The 16,196-nt window shown below is 69.8% G+C and carries 21 protein-coding genes; 4 read left to right on the forward strand and 17 right to left on the reverse strand.

Translation table 11 applies throughout. The features are described from left to right. Window positions 1-8: 8 nt before the first annotated feature. From MJ605_RS08635 to MJ605_RS08675, 9 genes are all read right to left on the reverse strand, one after another. A complete protein-coding gene (locus MJ605_RS08635; protein ID WP_243041028.1) occupies window positions 9-398 on the reverse strand; it encodes a DUF6631 family protein in 390 nt (129 codons plus the stop codon). Window positions 399-409: 11 nt separating this feature from the next. Beyond that, complete coding sequence (locus tag MJ605_RS08640) at window positions 410-1,162, reverse strand: phage tail tube protein (protein ID WP_243041029.1); 753 nt, start codon at window positions 1,160-1,162, stop codon at window positions 410-412. Window positions 1,163-1,164: 2 nt separating this feature from the next. Next, the gene (locus MJ605_RS08645) at window positions 1,165-1,359 is read right to left on the reverse strand and encodes a DUF7210 family protein (RefSeq protein ID WP_024892220.1); all 195 of its coding nucleotides are present in this window, start codon (window positions 1,357-1,359) and stop codon (window positions 1,165-1,167) included. Between the two features lie 5 nt (window positions 1,360-1,364). Next, a complete protein-coding gene (locus tag MJ605_RS08650; RefSeq protein ID WP_243041030.1) occupies window positions 1,365-1,793 on the reverse strand; it encodes a hypothetical protein in 429 nt (142 codons plus the stop codon). Further along, the gene (locus tag MJ605_RS08655) at window positions 1,790-2,071 is read right to left on the reverse strand and encodes a head-tail joining protein (protein WP_037411660.1); all 282 of its coding nucleotides are present in this window, start codon (window positions 2,069-2,071) and stop codon (window positions 1,790-1,792) included. Before MJ605_RS08655 ends, MJ605_RS08650 begins: the two co-directional genes overlap by 4 nt. Next, on the reverse strand, window positions 2,071-3,075 hold the full coding sequence (locus tag MJ605_RS08660; RefSeq protein WP_243041031.1) for a major capsid protein: 1,005 nt from the start codon (window positions 3,073-3,075) through the stop codon (window positions 2,071-2,073). Before MJ605_RS08660 ends, MJ605_RS08655 begins: the two co-directional genes overlap by 1 nt. Before the next feature lie 66 nt (window positions 3,076-3,141). After that, entirely contained in the window at window positions 3,142-3,519 is a 378-nt protein-coding gene (locus MJ605_RS08665) for a head decoration protein (RefSeq protein ID WP_132766472.1), read from the reverse strand. A 3-nt stretch (window positions 3,520-3,522) separates the two neighbouring features. Then, on the reverse strand, window positions 3,523-4,746 hold the full coding sequence (locus MJ605_RS08670) for a S49 family peptidase (RefSeq protein WP_243041032.1): 1,224 nt from the start codon (window positions 4,744-4,746) through the stop codon (window positions 3,523-3,525). A 247-nt stretch (window positions 4,747-4,993) separates the two neighbouring features. Continuing rightward, complete coding sequence (locus tag MJ605_RS08675; protein ID WP_243041033.1) at window positions 4,994-6,010, reverse strand: helix-turn-helix transcriptional regulator; 1,017 nt, start codon at window positions 6,008-6,010, stop codon at window positions 4,994-4,996. Window positions 6,011-6,094: 84 nt separating this feature from the next. Between MJ605_RS08675 and MJ605_RS08680 the strand changes: the two genes are divergently transcribed. Next, window positions 6,095-6,595: a cupin domain-containing protein gene (locus MJ605_RS08680; protein WP_062196837.1), complete on the forward strand. Its 501-nt coding sequence runs from the start codon at window positions 6,095-6,097 to the stop codon at window positions 6,593-6,595. Between the two features lie 95 nt (window positions 6,596-6,690). On the opposite strand, the gene MJ605_RS08685 is transcribed toward MJ605_RS08680, so the two are convergent. The 6 genes from MJ605_RS08685 to MJ605_RS08710 are packed head-to-tail and all read right to left on the reverse strand — an operon-like array spanning window position 6,691 to window position 11,858. Beyond that, the gene (locus MJ605_RS08685; RefSeq protein ID WP_243041034.1) at window positions 6,691-8,238 is read right to left on the reverse strand and encodes a phage portal protein; all 1,548 of its coding nucleotides are present in this window, start codon (window positions 8,236-8,238) and stop codon (window positions 6,691-6,693) included. Further along, a complete protein-coding gene (locus MJ605_RS08690) occupies window positions 8,238-8,459 on the reverse strand; it encodes a phage head-tail joining protein (RefSeq protein WP_126624742.1) in 222 nt (73 codons plus the stop codon). Before MJ605_RS08690 ends, MJ605_RS08685 begins: the two co-directional genes overlap by 1 nt. Beyond that, window positions 8,459-8,851, reverse strand: coding sequence for a hypothetical protein (locus tag MJ605_RS08695; protein WP_243041035.1), 393 nt, complete (start codon window positions 8,849-8,851; stop codon window positions 8,459-8,461). Before MJ605_RS08695 ends, MJ605_RS08690 begins: the two co-directional genes overlap by 1 nt. Continuing rightward, window positions 8,851-9,342 carry a hypothetical protein gene (locus MJ605_RS08700; protein ID WP_243041036.1) on the reverse strand — a complete coding sequence of 164 codons (492 nt, stop codon included), beginning with the start codon at window positions 9,340-9,342 and terminating at the stop codon, window positions 8,851-8,853. The genes MJ605_RS08695 and MJ605_RS08700 overlap by 1 nt, the downstream gene beginning before the upstream one ends. A gap of 12 nt (window positions 9,343-9,354) precedes the next feature. Next, entirely contained in the window at window positions 9,355-11,328 is a 1,974-nt protein-coding gene (locus MJ605_RS08705) for a phage terminase large subunit family protein (RefSeq protein WP_243041037.1), read from the reverse strand. Beyond that, window positions 11,328-11,858, reverse strand: coding sequence for an elements of external origin (locus tag MJ605_RS08710; protein WP_243041038.1), 531 nt, complete (start codon window positions 11,856-11,858; stop codon window positions 11,328-11,330). Before MJ605_RS08710 ends, MJ605_RS08705 begins: the two co-directional genes overlap by 1 nt. A gap of 120 nt (window positions 11,859-11,978) precedes the next feature. On the opposite strand from MJ605_RS08710, the gene MJ605_RS08715 reads away from it, so the two are divergent. The 3 genes from MJ605_RS08715 (at window position 11,979) to MJ605_RS08725 (ending at window position 13,206) form a co-directional block, all read left to right on the forward strand. Further along, window positions 11,979-12,245 (forward strand): hypothetical protein, encoded by a 267-nt coding sequence (locus MJ605_RS08715; protein WP_243041039.1) that lies wholly within the window; start codon window positions 11,979-11,981, stop codon window positions 12,243-12,245. Window positions 12,246-12,338: 93 nt separating this feature from the next. Continuing rightward, window positions 12,339-12,584: a hypothetical protein gene (locus MJ605_RS08720; RefSeq protein WP_019562355.1), complete on the forward strand. Its 246-nt coding sequence runs from the start codon at window positions 12,339-12,341 to the stop codon at window positions 12,582-12,584. A gap of 34 nt (window positions 12,585-12,618) precedes the next feature. Continuing rightward, window positions 12,619-13,206 (forward strand): DUF3489 domain-containing protein, encoded by a 588-nt coding sequence (locus MJ605_RS08725; RefSeq protein WP_243041040.1) that lies wholly within the window; start codon window positions 12,619-12,621, stop codon window positions 13,204-13,206. Window positions 13,207-13,262: 56 nt separating this feature from the next. On the opposite strand, the gene MJ605_RS08730 is transcribed toward MJ605_RS08725, so the two are convergent. Continuing rightward, window positions 13,263-14,528 carry a site-specific DNA-methyltransferase gene (locus MJ605_RS08730; protein ID WP_243041041.1) on the reverse strand — a complete coding sequence of 422 codons (1,266 nt, stop codon included), beginning with the start codon at window positions 14,526-14,528 and terminating at the stop codon, window positions 13,263-13,265. Next, window positions 14,525-16,039 (reverse strand): site-specific DNA-methyltransferase, encoded by a 1,515-nt coding sequence (locus MJ605_RS08735; protein ID WP_243041042.1) that lies wholly within the window; start codon window positions 16,037-16,039, stop codon window positions 14,525-14,527. The genes MJ605_RS08730 and MJ605_RS08735 overlap by 4 nt, the downstream gene beginning before the upstream one ends. Between the last annotated feature and the right edge of the window lie 157 nt (window positions 16,040-16,196).

The following is a 16,196-nucleotide window of genomic DNA, read 5'->3' on the forward strand; positions in this document are numbered from 1 at the left end:
GCCGCGAATCAGGCGGGCGACGGCGTCAGCCCAGCCAGACGGCCGTTCAGACGCTGCGCCAGATCGCCCACCTTCGGTGCGACCCGACGCACGAAAAAATCCGCGTTCACCTCGAACACGGTCGCCGCCAGGGTGATGGCATCGTCGAGGGCCAGCGCGTCCACCCACTCGCGCGGTTGGCGACTGGCGATCGCCAACGCGGTGAGCAAGGCATCGCCGTGGTCCGAGAGCAAGGCGAGCCAGTCCGGTTCGTCCGCCAGTCGTTGCGCGAAGGGCTGCACGGCCTTGAGCATCGCCGGCAGCTCGCCGAGCACCAGCGGGCTGATCGCGAGGCGTTGGCCGGCCAGATCCACAACTTGAGGCTGCGGCACGAGAACATCCAGATCGGAAGCACTCATCGTCATCCCCCTCACAGCAGCACCAGGCGGCCGAACTGGCCCAGTTCGCCGTCGGTGGGTTTGGAGAGGTCCGCGAGCACCTGGCCGGAGAGTTCGAACTTCAGCAGTTCGTCGGTGATGATCGAAAGCTCCTTGGCCGGGTTGATCGCCACGCGATAGAGGTCGATCACCACCTCGCGGTTGGCGTCGGCGGTGTTGAGCCCCTCGAAGCGCACCCAGCGCTCGGGCAGCGGCTGGGTGAACATCGCGGTGACCGAGGCCGTGCCGTAGGCGTAGTCGACCTTGAAGGGCTCGACATAGGGTCCGCCGGTGGTGGCGTCCAGGATCGTGAGCGAGCCGTGTTTGGCGTTCACCGAGTACTGCGCGGCCGGCAGGGTCTTCGGGGTGGCGCTGGAGTCCTTCACCACCACCGACGAGACGTCCTGCTTGGCGAGCAGGTAGAGGCTGCCGGGGGTGACCGGGTTCGGCAGCGCCTCGGCGGTGACCGTGCCCGGGGTCTGGGCGGTGGTGGCGCCGTAGAGGGCGAGCGCCAGGTTGGTCGCGATGAGCTCCTCCAGCGTGCAGGCGAACTCGCCCTTCTTGGTCTTGATGAGCTGCAGGTCGGTGAGGCGCTGGCCGCTCACCGACTCCTGGTGCTCCAGGGTCTCCACCGAGAGGGAGACCTTGAGTTCGGGCACGTTGCCCACGTAGGCCAGGCCCTGCGGGTTGCCGAGTGCGTCGCGGGCGCCGATGTAGACGCGCCCCTGTCCGGAAAAGTACGGCATGGTCAGTCTCCTTTACGGGTCTTGATCTGGGTCTGGGGTTGGGGGTCGGCCGGCCGTGCGGCTCCGCGCTCGATCAGCCCCCGCGCGGTCCCGCGCTCGATCAACCATTCCGCCGCTGCCTCGTCGAGATCGAGGATCTCGCCGGGGGCGTGGAGTCGGCCGGCGTGGGTGTGCGGTTCGATCAGTTCGATGTGCATGGTGACTATCCTTTTTGGGTGAGGTCGGAGGCCAGGGTGCGGTAGCGGATCTCGTAGCGCGCGGGCACGGCCATGGCTTGGCTGTCTGCGTCCTCCGCGTCCCACTCGCAGTCGATCTCGCGCACGCCCAGGGCCAGCCCGCCGAGGCTCGGCTCGGCCATCAACGCGCCGTGCGCCGCGACGATGAGCGCGTCGGCCACGTCGAAGGCGTCGTCTTCGCGCGCGAGCGCGACCAGCCTCAGCGTCAGGGCGCGGTCGAGCCGGTTGTTCGCCTGCGTGAGGACCTGATCGCCTTCGATGAACAGCAGGAGCGCGGGGCTCGCCTCGCGCGGGAGCGGCACGGTGGGCTGGCGATGCAGCGGCGTCGGTGCGATCGCGGGACCGATACGCGCCACGACCGTCCGGACCAGACGCTCGCGGACGGAGGACGTCATAGCCGGGTCAGCTTGGCCTGCATCTCGGAGCCGTCGCGCAGCTGGCGGACCTCGCGCACCCGATACGGGCTTCCCGCGATCTCCACCGTGTCGCCGGCGGCGAGGGTGAGCCAGGCGCTCGGGTACTCGAGGTGGTAGTCGCGGTTCAGGGCGAGCCCGTCGAGCGCCAGCTCGTCCGGGGCGCTGAAGACGCACTGCACCGTGAGCGAACCCACCATGACGTCGGTGAGCAGCCCGGCGCGGCCGGCGGCCTCGTATAGATCCGTCACCTGCGTCATCACGCTGCCGTCAGCTTCACCAGCACACCGGGCCGGTGGCACATCGGCAGCGGGTTGCTCTGGGTGTGCAGATCGGTGCCGCGGTCGAACTTGCGCGGCTCCTGCTTGGCGTAGAGCGGCTGGCCCAGGGTGTTCACGGTCTCGTTGAAGTCGGCCGGGGCGAAGTAAGTGGCGAAGGTGTCCACCGTGCCCAGCGGGAAGGCGTGGGCCTCGCCCGCGGCGATGAAGCGGCGCGCGTTGCCGTTGGCGTCGGTGGCCTGGCCCCGGTACTCCTCGAAGGTGATGCCGGCGAAGACGAAGCCCGCGCGCACGTCGTTGATCAGGATCGCGCCCTGTTGCCACTGCGCGTAGGCCTCCTTGACCGACTTGTGGCCGGTGAGCTGACGGAAGAACTCGGGCGAGCACAGGACGTGCACGCCGGTCATGAACTCGCCCTTCAAGTTCTCCTCGATGTGGGCCAGCACCTCGTAGCAGTGGCCCTTGACGTCGCTCGCGGCATTGGCCAGATCGAAGGCGATGGTGGTGGGCCTGAGATCGAACTCGTCGAACAGGTCGTAGATCGTGCTGCCGTCGGCGTCCAGGATCTGACCTTTCAGCGCGCCCATACGCAGGTGTTCGAGGGTGATCGCGTGCTTGTTGCGCATGGTCTCCAGGTGCCGTGCCAGCACGCCCGCGACGGCCTCCATTTCCGTCTCCGAGCCGAAGGCCCGGATGCCCTGGACCTCCTCGGGCAGCACCACGTCGTCGTGCGGGATGTGCGGGATGACGAAGGAACGCAAGGAGCGCTGGCCGCGCTCGCCCACCGTGCCCGGCGAGCCGGGCGGCCGGGTGGGCAGCAGGTTCAGGCGCCCGGCGTACTCCTCGATGACGACCTGGCGCGTGCGCACGGGCTTGGCCGGAAACAGGTTCAAGGCTTCCAGCCGCCCGTAGCGGTTGGGGATCAGGTTGATGGCGGCGGTCAGGCTCGCCATCGAGAAGCCGGGGGAATCGAAGGGGTTGAGCATGGGGGTCTCCAAACGACAGAACCCGCCAGCGGCGGGTTCTGAACAGGGGGCTCGATGAGTACTCGATCAGGCGCTGTCGCGCACCACGATGCCTCGCGCTTCGAGCTGGGCGATCGCAGCGAGCTGCTGCGCGGGGGTGATCCCCGCGGGCCAGACCAGTGCGTTTCGCGCGACGATGGCGTGGCGGGCGATCAGGATCGCGTCCTCCCGGTCGATCAGCGTCGCATCCACGGCCAGCGCGAGCACGCCCACGGCGACATCGCTGCCGTCGCCGGCCGCGGGGTCGAGGGCCTTGAGCTTGCTGGTGGCCGTCTCGCGGCCGACCACGGCGCCGAGCGGCAGGTTCTGCCCGGCGGCCACGGTCGCCTGCTCGCGCGAGTACAGATTCGGCGCCTCGTACTTCAGCAGGTCGCCGAGGGTGGGGGCTTGGGTGAGCGTGGGCATGGTTCACTCCCGGGTCACGAGTTTCTTCACGGCGGCGACCACGGGCGAGGCGGCCGGATCGGCGCCGGGGGCGGCCCAGTCCTGGGGCACGTGGGTCGAGCGCACGGCCGACTCCATGCTGTGGGCGGCGCGCGCCTCGATCAGGGCGCGGCGCACCTCGGCTTCGGTGCGGCCGGCGGCAATGAACTCGGCGGCGCGCTCGGGGCAGCCGGCGATCAGACACAGTTCCGCGATCGCTTGCGCGGACTGCGCCACTTCGCGGCGGGCCTCGGCCATCAGGGTGGCGGCCTCATCCACGCCGAGCGTTTCGGACGGGGTATCGGTCATGGTGGTGTTTCCTCGGAGAACGGTCGCCTTCCCGGTCGGGGCTGGGCGCGGCGGGGAAGACGGACGCCGCGTGGCCGCAAGATGTCGGTCGAACTCGGCGAGCACCGCGGCAAGCGTCGCCACGCCATCGGCCAGCCCGGCTCGAGCAGCCTGCGGGCCGAAGAAGAGCGCGGCCTCGGTCGCACGCACCTCCTCCTCGGGCAGGCCGCGCATCGCCGCCACGTGCGCGACGAAGATGGCGTGGAGCCGGTCCACCTCGGCCTGCAGCGCCACGCGGGCGGCATCGTGTAGCGGCTCGTGCGGCGAGTAGTCGTTCTTGCGCTCGCCCGCGGTGATCGCGGTGTAGCGGTAGCCGTCTTGGGCGTCCTTGACCGACTGGTCGACGTGCAGCGCGATCACCCCGATCGAGCCCACGCCGCCGGTCTCGGTGACGAAGAGCCGATCGGCGGCGCAGCCGATGGCGTAGGCCGCGGAGAAGGCGGCGTCGTTGGCCACGGCCCAGACCGGCTTGAGGCCGGCCGCCTCGCGCACGCGGCGGGCGAGCTCGAAGCAGCCGCCGGTCTCACCGCCGGGCGAGTCGATGTCGAGCACGATGCCGGCGACCGTCGGGTCGCCAAGTGTCGCCTCCAGCCGCGCGCCGATCTCGGCGTAGCTGGTCAACCCCGAGGCCGCCTCCAGCCCCAGCGTGCGCTTGACCAGGGTGCCGTGGATCGGCAGGACGGCGATCGAGCTTGACGGAAACGCCGCAGGGTTCGGGGCCCGAGGCAGCGGCGGCGCGAGTGCGACGTCCGGCGCGGCGAGATTCAGGCGGTCGGAGAGCACCGCGAGGATCAGGTCGAGCTTGGCGCGCTGGACGAGCAGGGGCGTCCCGAACAGGCGGGCGGCGAGGTGGGGGAGCATCGGTGTCAGTCCTGAAGTTCGGTGTTTGGCTTGTGGCACCGGCGGCCGCAACCGGATCGGCGGTGTCTCTCTGGTTGTCGTGCCGCGGGGAGTCCAAAACCAGTTGCGAAATCTCGAACGATGTGGCCGATTCGCCGACGTTGTGCGGGCCGGCTGCCGCGCCCACAAGCCTTGCGCGACGCGTCGGTTCGGCCAGCGCGTGGAGGACGCTGGAATGCCCTCTCCGAGCTGCCCGTCGGTCGCTCGTTCAGGAAGGTGCCAGCGTGCGTTCGAGCCGGGCCTGCATGCGGCGCAGGCAGTCCTGCAGTTCGGGCGGCGACTCCACCTCGAAGTCCACGTCCAGGCTGAGCAGCCAAGCGGCCAGCGCCGCCACCCGGTGGGCGCCCGTGACGAGCCGGCAGCGAGCCGGCCCGAGCGCCTCAAGGCGGCCGGCCAACGGGGAGATCTGCTCTTGCGCGGCGTCGACGGGCGAATGCAACACTACCCGCGCCTGCACGCGGTAGACGTCGGTGGAGATGCGGCGTGCGACGAAAGCGGCCAGATCGGCCCGCGTCGGTGGCCGGGCAGAGGCCTTGCCTCGGCTGCCGCCCGTTACGCCGTCCTCGGCGGGAAGGGGGCGCGGGGAAAAGGCGTCCCCCATTGTGCGTACGTCCTCGATGCGGTCGACGCGCAGAGTGCGCCAGTCCGCGCGTCCGCGGTCCCAGGCGACGAGATACCAGCGCGACTCTGCACACACGAGGCCAGCTGGCTCCATCCGACGAACGCTGGAGCGGCCCTGTACGTCGCGGTAGCGCAGCTCGACCACCTGCTGCAGCTCGCTGGCGTCGGCCAGCGCAGCGAGATGGCCCAGGTCGGCGGCCGGTGCTGCGTTCGTCAGTGGCTGCACCGCATCGAAAAGGCTCTTGAGCCGGCGCGCCAGCCGCGCCGGCAAGAGCGTCTCGAGCTTCATCGAAGCCACCAAAGCGGACTCCTCCAAGCCGCGCACGCCGCCCAAGGCAGCGCTTCGCAATGCGAGCGCGAGCGCGAGAGCCTCGTCCTCCTCGAAGGCCAGGGGCGGGAGCTGGGTGCCTGCCTCGAGGTGGTAGCCGCCCTCGGCACCTGGCAGCGCCCGCACCCGGTAGCCGAGTCCGCGCAGTCGCTCTACATCCCGTCGGACGGTGCGCGTCGTGACACCCAACCGCTCGGCCAACTGCGGCCCGCTCCAAGAGCGGCGCTGTTGCAGCAGGCCGAGCAGCCTCAGGAGGCGGGACGAGGCGGGCAGCATGCAGATTTCGAATGAGGACCGAAACTGTCCGCAATCCTAAAGTAGGCTGCAGGCCTTGCTCCACCCAACGCCAGGAGGCCACGCATGGACCGACCCATCCTCAACATCAACGACGCGAGTTACACCGACCTCGCTGACCTCTCCCGTCTCTGGGGCTCCGAGATGCCGGCCGAGCGCTACGGCGGCCGAACCGCGCTGATCGGCCGCGCGCTCGGCGCTCGCCAGCTCGGCTACAACGTCACCGTCATCGCGCCTGGCAAGCGGGCATATCCCTACCACTGCCACACCGTCAACGAGGAGATGTTCTTCGTGATCGAAGGCCAGGGCGTGCTGCGCGTCGGTGGGCAGACGCATCCGATCCGCGCGGGCGACGTGATTGCTTGCCCGGCCGGCGGCTCGGAGACCGCGCACCAGATCGTCAACACCGGCACCGCCGAGCTGAAGGTACTGGCGGTGAGCACTGCGCGCACGCCCGAGGTCTGCCATTACCCCGATTCCGGCAAGTTCGGCGTGCTGGACCCGGAGCACCGCTTCGCCTACATGGGGCGGGTGAAGGACGGTCTGGACTACTGGGACGGCGAGTAGTCCCGGGGTCGTCCGCGCCAGGCAGCCGGGGCCGCAGCGGCGAGGTCCGACGTCGGGCACGGCGTTGCCGCGCCGACTCGTCTGCCCGGAGAGGATCACATCGCTTCACGCATCGCTTCACGTTCGCTTTCGCTCACGTGAGCCTCCGCCGCAAGCGGAGTGACGGTGTCGCTCCGCCTGTCGTGCCGCGGATCCGAGTCGAAGACCAGCCCGAGGTCGTCCGCTCGCGCGTTGTCCGCCGCGATCTCGCGGTCGATGTCCTCGGCGTCGTAGCCGTAGGCCGAGATCGCCTCCGAGCGGCTCATGAGCCCTGCGCGGATCGCGAGCTTGAGCGCGTTGAACTCCTTGAGCGGATCGACCCACTGCCAGCCCTGCGGGATCCACTTGGCGGCCTGGTACGCGCGCCGGCGGCGGGCGTAGCCGGGGAGGCTCAGCGCCCCTTCGAGCACGGCCTGCTCCATCCAGGCCCGCCACACCGGGCGACACAGCTGGTGCACGATCACCCCGTGCTGGATCGCCTCGCAGCGGCGGCGAAACTCCAGCAGCCCCGCGCGGATGCTGGAGTAGTTCACCTGGGTGAGATCGCCGGTGAGCATCTCGTAGGTGATGCCCATGGCGGCGGCCACCGCCCGGAACTGTTGGCGCATGAAGGCGTCGTAGCTCGAGCCCACGTCGGCCGGCGCCGAGAACTTGATGTCCTCGCCCGGCTCCAGGATCTGCAAGGTGCCGGGTTCCAGCCCGGCGAGCGCCGCGCCCTGGGCGTCCGGCAGCCCTTCGCCCATCAGGGTGTCCTCGGGGGCGAGCCGCGTGATGAAGCCGGCGAACATCGCGGCGGTTTTCTTGCGCACGAGCTCGGCGTCGTCGTACTGGTCCAGTTCGTGCAGCTTGATGAGGGCGCGGGCCAGCCACGGCTCGCCGCGGATCTGCCCCGGGCGCAGCGGGCGGAACAGGTGGATCACCTCGTCTGCGGGCACGCGCACGGTGTCCAGCCCTCCTGCGGCAGCCCCCGTGCCCGACATCGGAGCGAGGCTGCCGTCGCCCGGGTGCGAGCGGGTCAGGTGGTAAGCCACGCGCCGGCCCAGCCGGTCGAACTCGATGCCCGCGCGGATCACGTGGCCCGAGGGCAGGTCCCGGTGCAGGGTGGTCGGCAGGTGCTCGGGCTCCAGCACCTGCAGCTGCAGACCCACCGGCAGACCGTCCTCGGGGCGGCGCCAGCGCAGGCGCACCAGCGCCTCGCCGCCTTCGAGCATCGCGCGGCAGGCGAGCGCCTGCAGGCCGTAGAAGTCGGTCAAGCCCGCCGCGTCGGCCTCCTCCACCCAGTCCCACCACAGCGCGTGGATGGCTTCGCGCACGGCCGCATCAGTCACCATGCTCTGCGGCTTGATGCCGGTGCCGATGGCGTTGGCGACGAACGCCTCGATGCCCGCGGCCGCCCAGGCGTTGCGCCGGGCGAGATCGCGGCTCTTGGCGCGCAGCTCGCCCTGGGTGGAGGCGAGCGCCGCGACCGCCCCGGGGTTGCCGACCTGCCAGGCCACGGCCCTGCGGCCGCCGCCCACGCCGTCGTAGGTGGGGCTGGTGCCGAGCAGCCGGCGCTTGAGGGTGCTGAGCCAGCTTGCTGGCGTTTGTGAGGTGCGCCAACCCATCACGTCCCCTTGGTCGTGTGAAGGCGGATCTGCCGCGGTGCGCCGGGCCACAGCCCCGTGGCCACGGCCTGCTCGAAGAGGTCGCGTTTCACCTGGCGAATAGCAGCTTGCAGTTCCTCCACGCTGCGGTACTCGACCGTCTTGTCGCCGAAGCTCACGCGCTTCTCACCCTTGGCGAGCGCGGCTTGCAGGGCCTCGAGGTCGGCTTGGGTGTAGGCCATCAGCGGTAGACCACGAGGTCGATCTCGGGGGAGTCGGCGAAGGACGCCGCGGTGGTCGCGCAGCCCACATCGACGTGCATCGGCGTTTTCTCGTCGGCGGTCGAGCGCACGATCAGCAGCCGCTGCGTGCCCGTGTTGGTGTTGCTGCGGGCGACGCCCACCCAGGCATAGTTCGCGTCCGGCAGCGGGCTGGCGAAGTGCACGCGGTAGCGCCCTGCGGCCAGCCGCGTGACCGAGGCGACGTTGTGCGCAGCGCGCACGACGACCTGGTTGCCGACATAGCCGAAACACACCCAGGCGCGCGCCAGACCCGGGTGGTCGGCGCCGACCTTGACCTTGACCTCCCGCCCGATGCGGCCGGCCAAGACGCCGATGCGCGAGACCAGGCTCATCAGACCAGGGCCCCTTCGAAGATCGCGACGAAGTCGGTGTCGGTGTCGCCCACCTCGGCCGCGGCCACGGCGCCGATGTTGCTGCGCGCCTGGGCGGCTTCAGCGGCGGTGAGGGTCTGCGCCGCGTCGAAGCGCACGCGGTGGTTGACCGCGGCAAGCAGCGCGTCCAGGCCGCTGGTGCCGTCCTGCAGCAGCTGCTGGATCTCCAGCAGCGTGTCGTAGGCGGCATCGGCCCCGCCCAGGATCTCGGCCTTGAGGGTGTCGAGCAGCGTGACGATCTTGTGCGAGGAGTAGGTGCTGCTCGTGGCGACCTGGGCGTCGTCGATCGCTCCCGAGGCCACCACCGCGGCCTTCAGCTCGTTGATGGCCGCCACCAGACTGGACTTGTCGGTGGTGGTGAGGTGGGCGAGGTTCCCGGCCTTCGCGCGGACGTCGTTGAACTCCTGCGCGACGCGGATGACCAGGCTCTCGATGCGGGTGGTCAGTGACATAGCGTCTCCTCGTCAGGACAGCCAGCGGCTCTTGATCACGCGCCGGCCGGTGTTGCGGTTGCCAGAAACACCCAGGCCACCTCGATGGGTGGCCTCGGTGATCGATTCAGTAGGTGTTTGAAGGGCTGGCGGACTGGCCAGCCCCAGTTGCCGCTCCAGTTCGCGCCAGTGGCGTTCCTCGAAGCGGTCGAGCCCCGAGGCCGCAGCGGCGGCGCGGGCATAGACGTAGCAGTCCAGCGCTTCGTTGCGCTCGCGCACCTTCTGCCACTCCCGCACCGGAAAGCCATTCCTGTCGCGGCGGGTGATCAGTTGCTCGGCGCAGAGCTGCTGGAGGAACTCGGCGTCGATCTTGGGCAGGTGGACGAAACCGGCCGGGTAGGTCACCGTCACGCCGTCGTCGGCCACCTCCGCGCTCTGGCGCAGGTGGTTGTAGAACTCCAGCTTGGCGAGCCCCACCGCGACCGCATACACCTTGATGCCCCGGCGCAGCTTCTTGCCCGCCTGCGAGACATCGACCGCCGTCGGTGTGCCGATCAGGGCTGCGCCCCCCATCGAACCCGTCCGCACGCCCTTGACCGCCATCACCCGCGCGTCGCGGCAGGCGCGCACGAAGGCGTAGGCCTCCTGTGTCGCAAAGCCGGTGTCCAGCGCCAAGCGGGCCAGCGGCATGGCCGCGCCCGAGGCATGGGTCCAGGTCTCGGCGAGCATCCCGCCCAGCGCCTTCCACACCGCATCCCGTGCGGTGTCGCCCATCAGCACCCGGTGCTCGATGAGCCAGGCCTCCTTGCCACGCCCGAAGGCCCAGACCGAGACCTCGATGCGGTCCTTCTGCACGTCGGCGCCGGCGGTGAGCAGCAGGCCGCCGGCGGGAATGGTGCCGATGGCATAGTCCTCGCGGCGCTCCAGCAGGCGTTGCCAGTCGGGCGCTTCGCCCTCCTCGACCCAGGTCTCGCCGAGCTCGGTGTTCTTGAAGGTCTTGATCGCGGCGCTCGATCCGGTTTCCTTGCTCACGGCGGCTTCCCACGCGGCGGCGATCTCGCGCCAGGCGCGCCAGCCCAGCGGGCTGTACAGCGACGACAGATGAAACCCCGCCGTCTTGCCCGAGCCTTCCGCCGTCGCGCGCCACTCGCCGTGCTCCAGCATCCAGGTCTTGTGGTGCTCGGCGATCGCCGTCTCGCACGATTCGCAGACGTAGGCCGCCGTCTCGGGCCGTCCCTTCTCCCAACGCAGTTGCTCGAAGCGCAGCCACTGCCGGTGCGAGCAATGCGGGCAGGGCACGAAGTAGCGGCGCTGGTCGCTGGCCTCGTACTCACGCTCGATGGCCGAGGCGCCCGCGATCGTCGGCGTCGAGACGATGAAGATCTTGCGCCGCGCAAAGGTGCGCGTGCGCGCCTCAGCGAGCGAGATCGCATCGCCCTCCCCCTCGACATCGAGCGGGTAGGCGTCCACCTCGTCGAGAAAGAGATAGCGCACCGGCATCGAGCGCAGGCCCACCGCGCTGTTCGCGCCGGTTATCACCAGCACGCCGCCACGAAACTCCTTGGCGAGGATGGTGTTGCCCGAGTCGCGCGAACGCGCCGGAGCGATGAGTTCGCAGAGCACCGGCGACTCCTCGATCAGCGGGTCGATGCGCTGCTTGGAGTTGCGCTTGGCCATCTCCACGGTGGGCCACACCGCCATCATCGGCCCGGGGGCGTGGTGGATCACGTAGCCGATCCAGTTCGAGCCGGTCTCGGTCGCGCCCACCTGGGCGCCCTTCATGAACACCACGCGCTCGATGGGCGAGGTCGGCGACAGGCAGTCCATGATCGCCTTCAGATACGGCGTGCGGCTGGTGCGCCAGCGCCCCGGCTCGCTCGAGGCCTTGCTCGACAGCACCCGGTGACGGTCGGCCCATTCGGAGACGGTGAGCAGCGGGTCGGGCGTCAGCCCCTCGCGCCAGGCACGCTCGATGACGTCCCAGCCCTCATAGGCGAACTCGTCCATCAATCGACCCGAACCTTGAGTTCCCCGAGCTCGGCGAGGTGCTCGCGCACGGCGGCATCCAGGGCCACGTGCAGGGTGTGAGCCTCCACGCCGAGCCGGGCCGCCATCTGCGCCGAGATCCGCGCCGGCCAGTTGAGCCAGGCGTCGCGCTCGGTACGGGCGAGCTTGAACACATGCGCGATGGCCTGGTGGCGATCGACCAGTTCGCCCTTGAGGCGGGCCAGCCGCACCTTGTTGGTCTGCGCCTTGACCACCTCGTTGACCGTGCGCGCCTGCACGAGCGTGGTGCCGCCTGCGGGCAGGCCGGTGGCGAGGTTGGGGGCCGGATCCTCCGCCACCCGCACCTTCACGGCCCGGGCGCCCGTTCCTGACTTGGGCGGCTCGGAGTTCCTGGCCCAGTCGCGGTCGGCCTGGCTTGGGTCGATCGTGCCGTCCGCCTCGGGCGTGATGCGCCCGGCGCGGATGGCTTTGTGTACGGCGGTGTCCGATACCCCACGGTGGCGGGCGTAGGCGCGAATCGAGATGCCCATGGCCCTCTTCGATCCATTCATCGTCAGTTCTTGGCCAACACCCGCAGAAAACGCTTGGCTTCACGGGCGAACAGCGCGTTCATCACGTCACCCCGAACCACCCGATCGAAAGGACGCCCGATGAACCCCCACATCCCCGACCTTCTCGCCACCAAGCTCGCCGAGGCCGCCCTGACCGTGCTGGTGCGCACTTGCCGCAAGGAGGTGGCCGCCGCCAGCCGCGACGAGCTCGAAGCCGCCTGCGCCGCGATGCGCGCCCAGGCACGCCCGGTCATCGACCGCTTGCTCGACGACGCAAGGGCTGCGCCCTGGGTCGGCGAGATGGCCTTCCACGCCGCCGCGCTCGAACTGGCGCAGGCCGGCATCTCGGTGTTGCGCAAGGTCTGACGAGCAATGCGAAGCCAAGCAAGAACGCTTGGCTTCTCACGCGAACAGCGCGTTCATCACCTCACCCAATCACCACGCACCAAGGAGCAGACCATGACCCTGCGCATCCGCCAACCCCAGGTCACCGACACCAACGGAAACGCCCTCGGCACCCGCCTGATCCGAATCGAGTTCGACGAGCAAGGCCCAGCGACCGTGATGCACGACGGCCAGCGCTACGACTTCACCGGCAAGACCGGCACCCACCTCAAAACCGGCTTGGCGGTGCGCGAGATGGCCACCGCGCGCGATGCGCGCCTGTGGATCAGCCTCGATGGCGAGCACCTGTGGGAAGACTGACTCGCGCCGATCCATCCCTATCCAGGAGCAGACCATGAGCACCATCACCCTGACCCCCGCCCAGCACGCGATCCTGGCCCATGCGCTCGAGCACAGCGACGGCCGAATCGACTGGTTCCCCGAGCACATCCACGGCGGTGCCCGCCGCAAGGTGCTCGATGGCCTGGCCAACCGCGCCCTGATCGCCCGCCAGGGCGAGGTCTGGGTCGTCGCCGACGCAGGCTACGAGGCCCTGGGCGTGCCGCGCCCGGGTGCCCGCACCGCCCAGCGCCAGTCCTTCGTCACCAAGCTCGATGCGGTGATCGCCCAGGCTGAGCAGGCGCAGACGGCACCCGACGAGGCCGACCTGGAGGCGGCGGTGTGCGCCGCCGAAGCCACCTGGGCGCAGGATGCGCATCGCAGCGCCGAGCCCCGCCGCCCCCGCGCCGACAGCAAGCAGGCGCAGGTGATCGCGATGCTGCAGCGTCCCGAAGGCGCCACCCTCCGCCAGATCATGGACAGCACCGGCTGGCAAGCGCACACGGTGCGCGGCACCTTGGCCGGGGCGCTGAAGAAGAAACTGGGCCTGACGATCGTCTCCGAGAAATCCCCGGGCGGCGAGCGCGTCTACCGGCTTGCCTGAGTCGCGATGGGGCAGCACATCCCGCGCGGGCTGCCCTATCTGACCGGGTTCGTGATTCACTGCGCGATCGCCGACGAGTCGCTCGCCGCCTGATCGAAGGCCAGGCCATCCGCCTCGCGGGTGGCTTGCTGGCCCGTCCAGTCCTGCCAGCGCCGCACGATCACGTCCGCATACTTCGGGTCGAGCTCGATCAGCCGCGCCACGCGCCCGGCCTTCTCGGCGGCGATCAAGGTCGTGCCCGAGCCGCCGAAGGGGTCGAGCACCACGTCGCCGGGGCGGCTCGAATTTCGGATCGCGCGCTCGACCAGTTCCACCGGCTTCATGGTCGGGTGCAGGTCGTTCCTCTGCGGCCTCTTGATGCTCCACACGTCGCCCTGGTCGCGGCCGCCGCACCAGTGGCGCTGCGCGCCCTGCGGCCAGCCGTAGAGGATCGGCTCGTACTGGCGCTGGTAGTCGGCGCGCCCCAGCGTGAAGGTGTTCTTGGCCCAGATGATGAAGGTCGACCAGTGCCCGCCGGCGGCGCGGAAGGCCGCTTGCAGCGTGTCCAGTTCGCTGGAGGACATGGCGACGTAGATCGCGCCTCGGGTGTGCGCCATGATCAGCGCCAGCGCATCAAAGAGGAAATCGTAGAAGCCTTCGCCCAGTGCATCGTTGAGGATGGGGCGGTGTTTGCCGCGCAGCTTGTCCTTCGCGCTGTTGGCGTAGTTCACGTTGTAGGGCGGATCGGTGAAGACCATGTCCGCCCGCTCGCCGTCCGGAAACAGGCGCGCGTAGGCCTCGGTGGTGGTCGCGTCCCCGCAGACCAGGCGGTGCGGCCCGAGTCGCCAGACGTCGCCCGGCTTGGACACCGACTCTTCCGGCATCTCCGGGATGGCATCGTCCTCCGTCCGGCCCTCGATCTGTGGTTCCTCATCGGCCAGCAACTCGGCCAGTGCATCGGCGTCGAACCCGGTGAGATCGAGATCGAAGCCATCGTCCTGCAGCGCCTCCAGTTCGATGCGCAGCAGGGCATCGTCCCAGGTCGCGAGTTCCGCGAGCCGATTGTCGGCGAGCACCAGGGCGCGGCGCTGGGTCGGCGTGAGGTGGTCGAGCACGACCACCGGCACGGTGGGCAGGCCCAGCTTGCGCGCGGCGGCAAGCCGCCCATGGCCCGCGACCAGCACACCGTCGGCGCCGGTGAGAATGGGATTGACGAAGCCGAACTCCGCGATGGAGGCCGCGATCTGGGCGATCTGCTCGTCCGAGTGCTGGCGGGCGTTGCGCACGTAGGGCAGCAGCTTGTCGATCGGCCAGTGCTCGATGCGATCGGCCAGCCAGCTCATGCAGTGGCCTCCGCCGTCTCGCCCAGCCGCTCGGCGGCGACTTCGGCGAAGGTCCGGCCGCTGCCCTCCAGCACCGGCGCCGTGCCCGGGTGGTGCTGCAGCCAGCGGCGCAGCGCGACGTCCACGTACTCTGGAGCGAGTTCGATGGCGCGTACCGGGCGGTCGGTGTGTTGCCCGGCCAGCAGTGTGGTGCCGGAGCCCGCGAACGGCTCGAAGACGATCTCGCCCGCGTCGGTGTAGGCCTCGATGAAGAACTTCGGCAGGCCCAGCGGGAACACCGCCGGATGATCGATGCCTTCACCGATGCGGCCGCGCTGGCGCGTCACCTCGACGACCGAGTCTGGGATGCGGAACTCCTGCGTGGGCTGTCCGGCATGGTTCCAGGCGCCGACCTTGCCGTCCTTGCCGCGCATCGCGGTGGACGATCCGTCGGCGCGCAGGTGCGTCTCGTGCCCGGCCCACTTGCAGGGCACGGTCTTGTTCGGCTTGCGCGAGCGTCGGTTGAAGTGGAAGACGAACTCGTGCCGGGGCGCCAGCCGCCCGGCCCAGTCGCCGGGCACGGTCACCGACTGGTCCCAGACGTACCAGCCGAAGCGCCGCCAGCCTTGGCTGCGCATCCACTCGATCCAGCCGTCCCAGTACGGCTGCCACTCGTTGTCGCGATGCACGAGCCCGAGGTTGACCAGGATTTGCGCGTCCTCCCGCAGTGCCGCGCGAGCAGCGCCGAACACGCCCTGCATCAGCGCGTCCCAGTTCGCGATGCCGCCGGTGGTGTAGTCGCGCTGGTTGGCATACGGCGGGCTGGTGAAGAGCAGGTGCGCCCGCTCGCCCTCGAGGAGGCGCGCGACGGCGGCCGCGTCGCGGCTGTCGGCGCACAGCAGCCGATGTTCACCGAGCAGCCACAGATCGCCGGGGCGCGTGACCGCCACCGTGGGCGGTGTGAGGTCGTCCTCGTCCGGGTCACGGGCCAAAGCGCTCGTGTCCTCTTCGTCGGACGGTTCGGTCTCCTCGATGGCGTCGAGCAGGCCTTCGATCTCGGAGGCCGAGAAGCCGGTCAGGTCCAGATCGAAGCCGGCGTCGGCCAGTTTGGCGAACTCCAGCGCCAACATCGCCTCGTCCCAGCCGGCATCGAGCGCGAGCCGGTTGTCGGCGATCACGTAGGCGCGCTTCTTCGCAGGCGTCAGGTGCGCAAGCTCGATCACCGGCACCTCGGCGAGCCCCAGCTTGCGTGCGGCCAGCAGCCGGCCGTGACCGGCGATCACACCGTGCTCGCCATCGACCAGGATCGGGTTGGTCCAGCCGAACTCGGCGATGCTGGCGGCGATGCGCGCGATCTGCTCGTCGCTGTGCGTGCGCGGATTGCGGGCGTAGGGGATCAGCGTCTCGACCTTGCGGTACGTGACGGCGAGCGTGTCCAGAATCGGTGCCTCGGAAACGAAGAAGCCCGCCGACGGCGGACCGTGGGCGGGCTGGGAGTGTCGGGGAGAAGGTCTCGGGCTGGAGGGCTGCAAACCGCAAACCCTGCAAACCTCGGTTTGCGGTCAGACGCTAGGGCATTGCCGCGCTCGCGCCCCCCGCATGGGCTATTGGCCAGGAAGGACCCGTGGATTGCCGGGCGGCTTCCTCGACCGTCACCGCTGTCCAGAAGTTAGCGGAAATACTACCCCC

It is taken from the genome of Dyella sedimenti, from assembly GCF_022760995.1.
Taxonomy (GTDB): Bacteria; Pseudomonadota; Gammaproteobacteria; order Xanthomonadales; family Rhodanobacteraceae; genus Dyella; species Dyella sedimenti.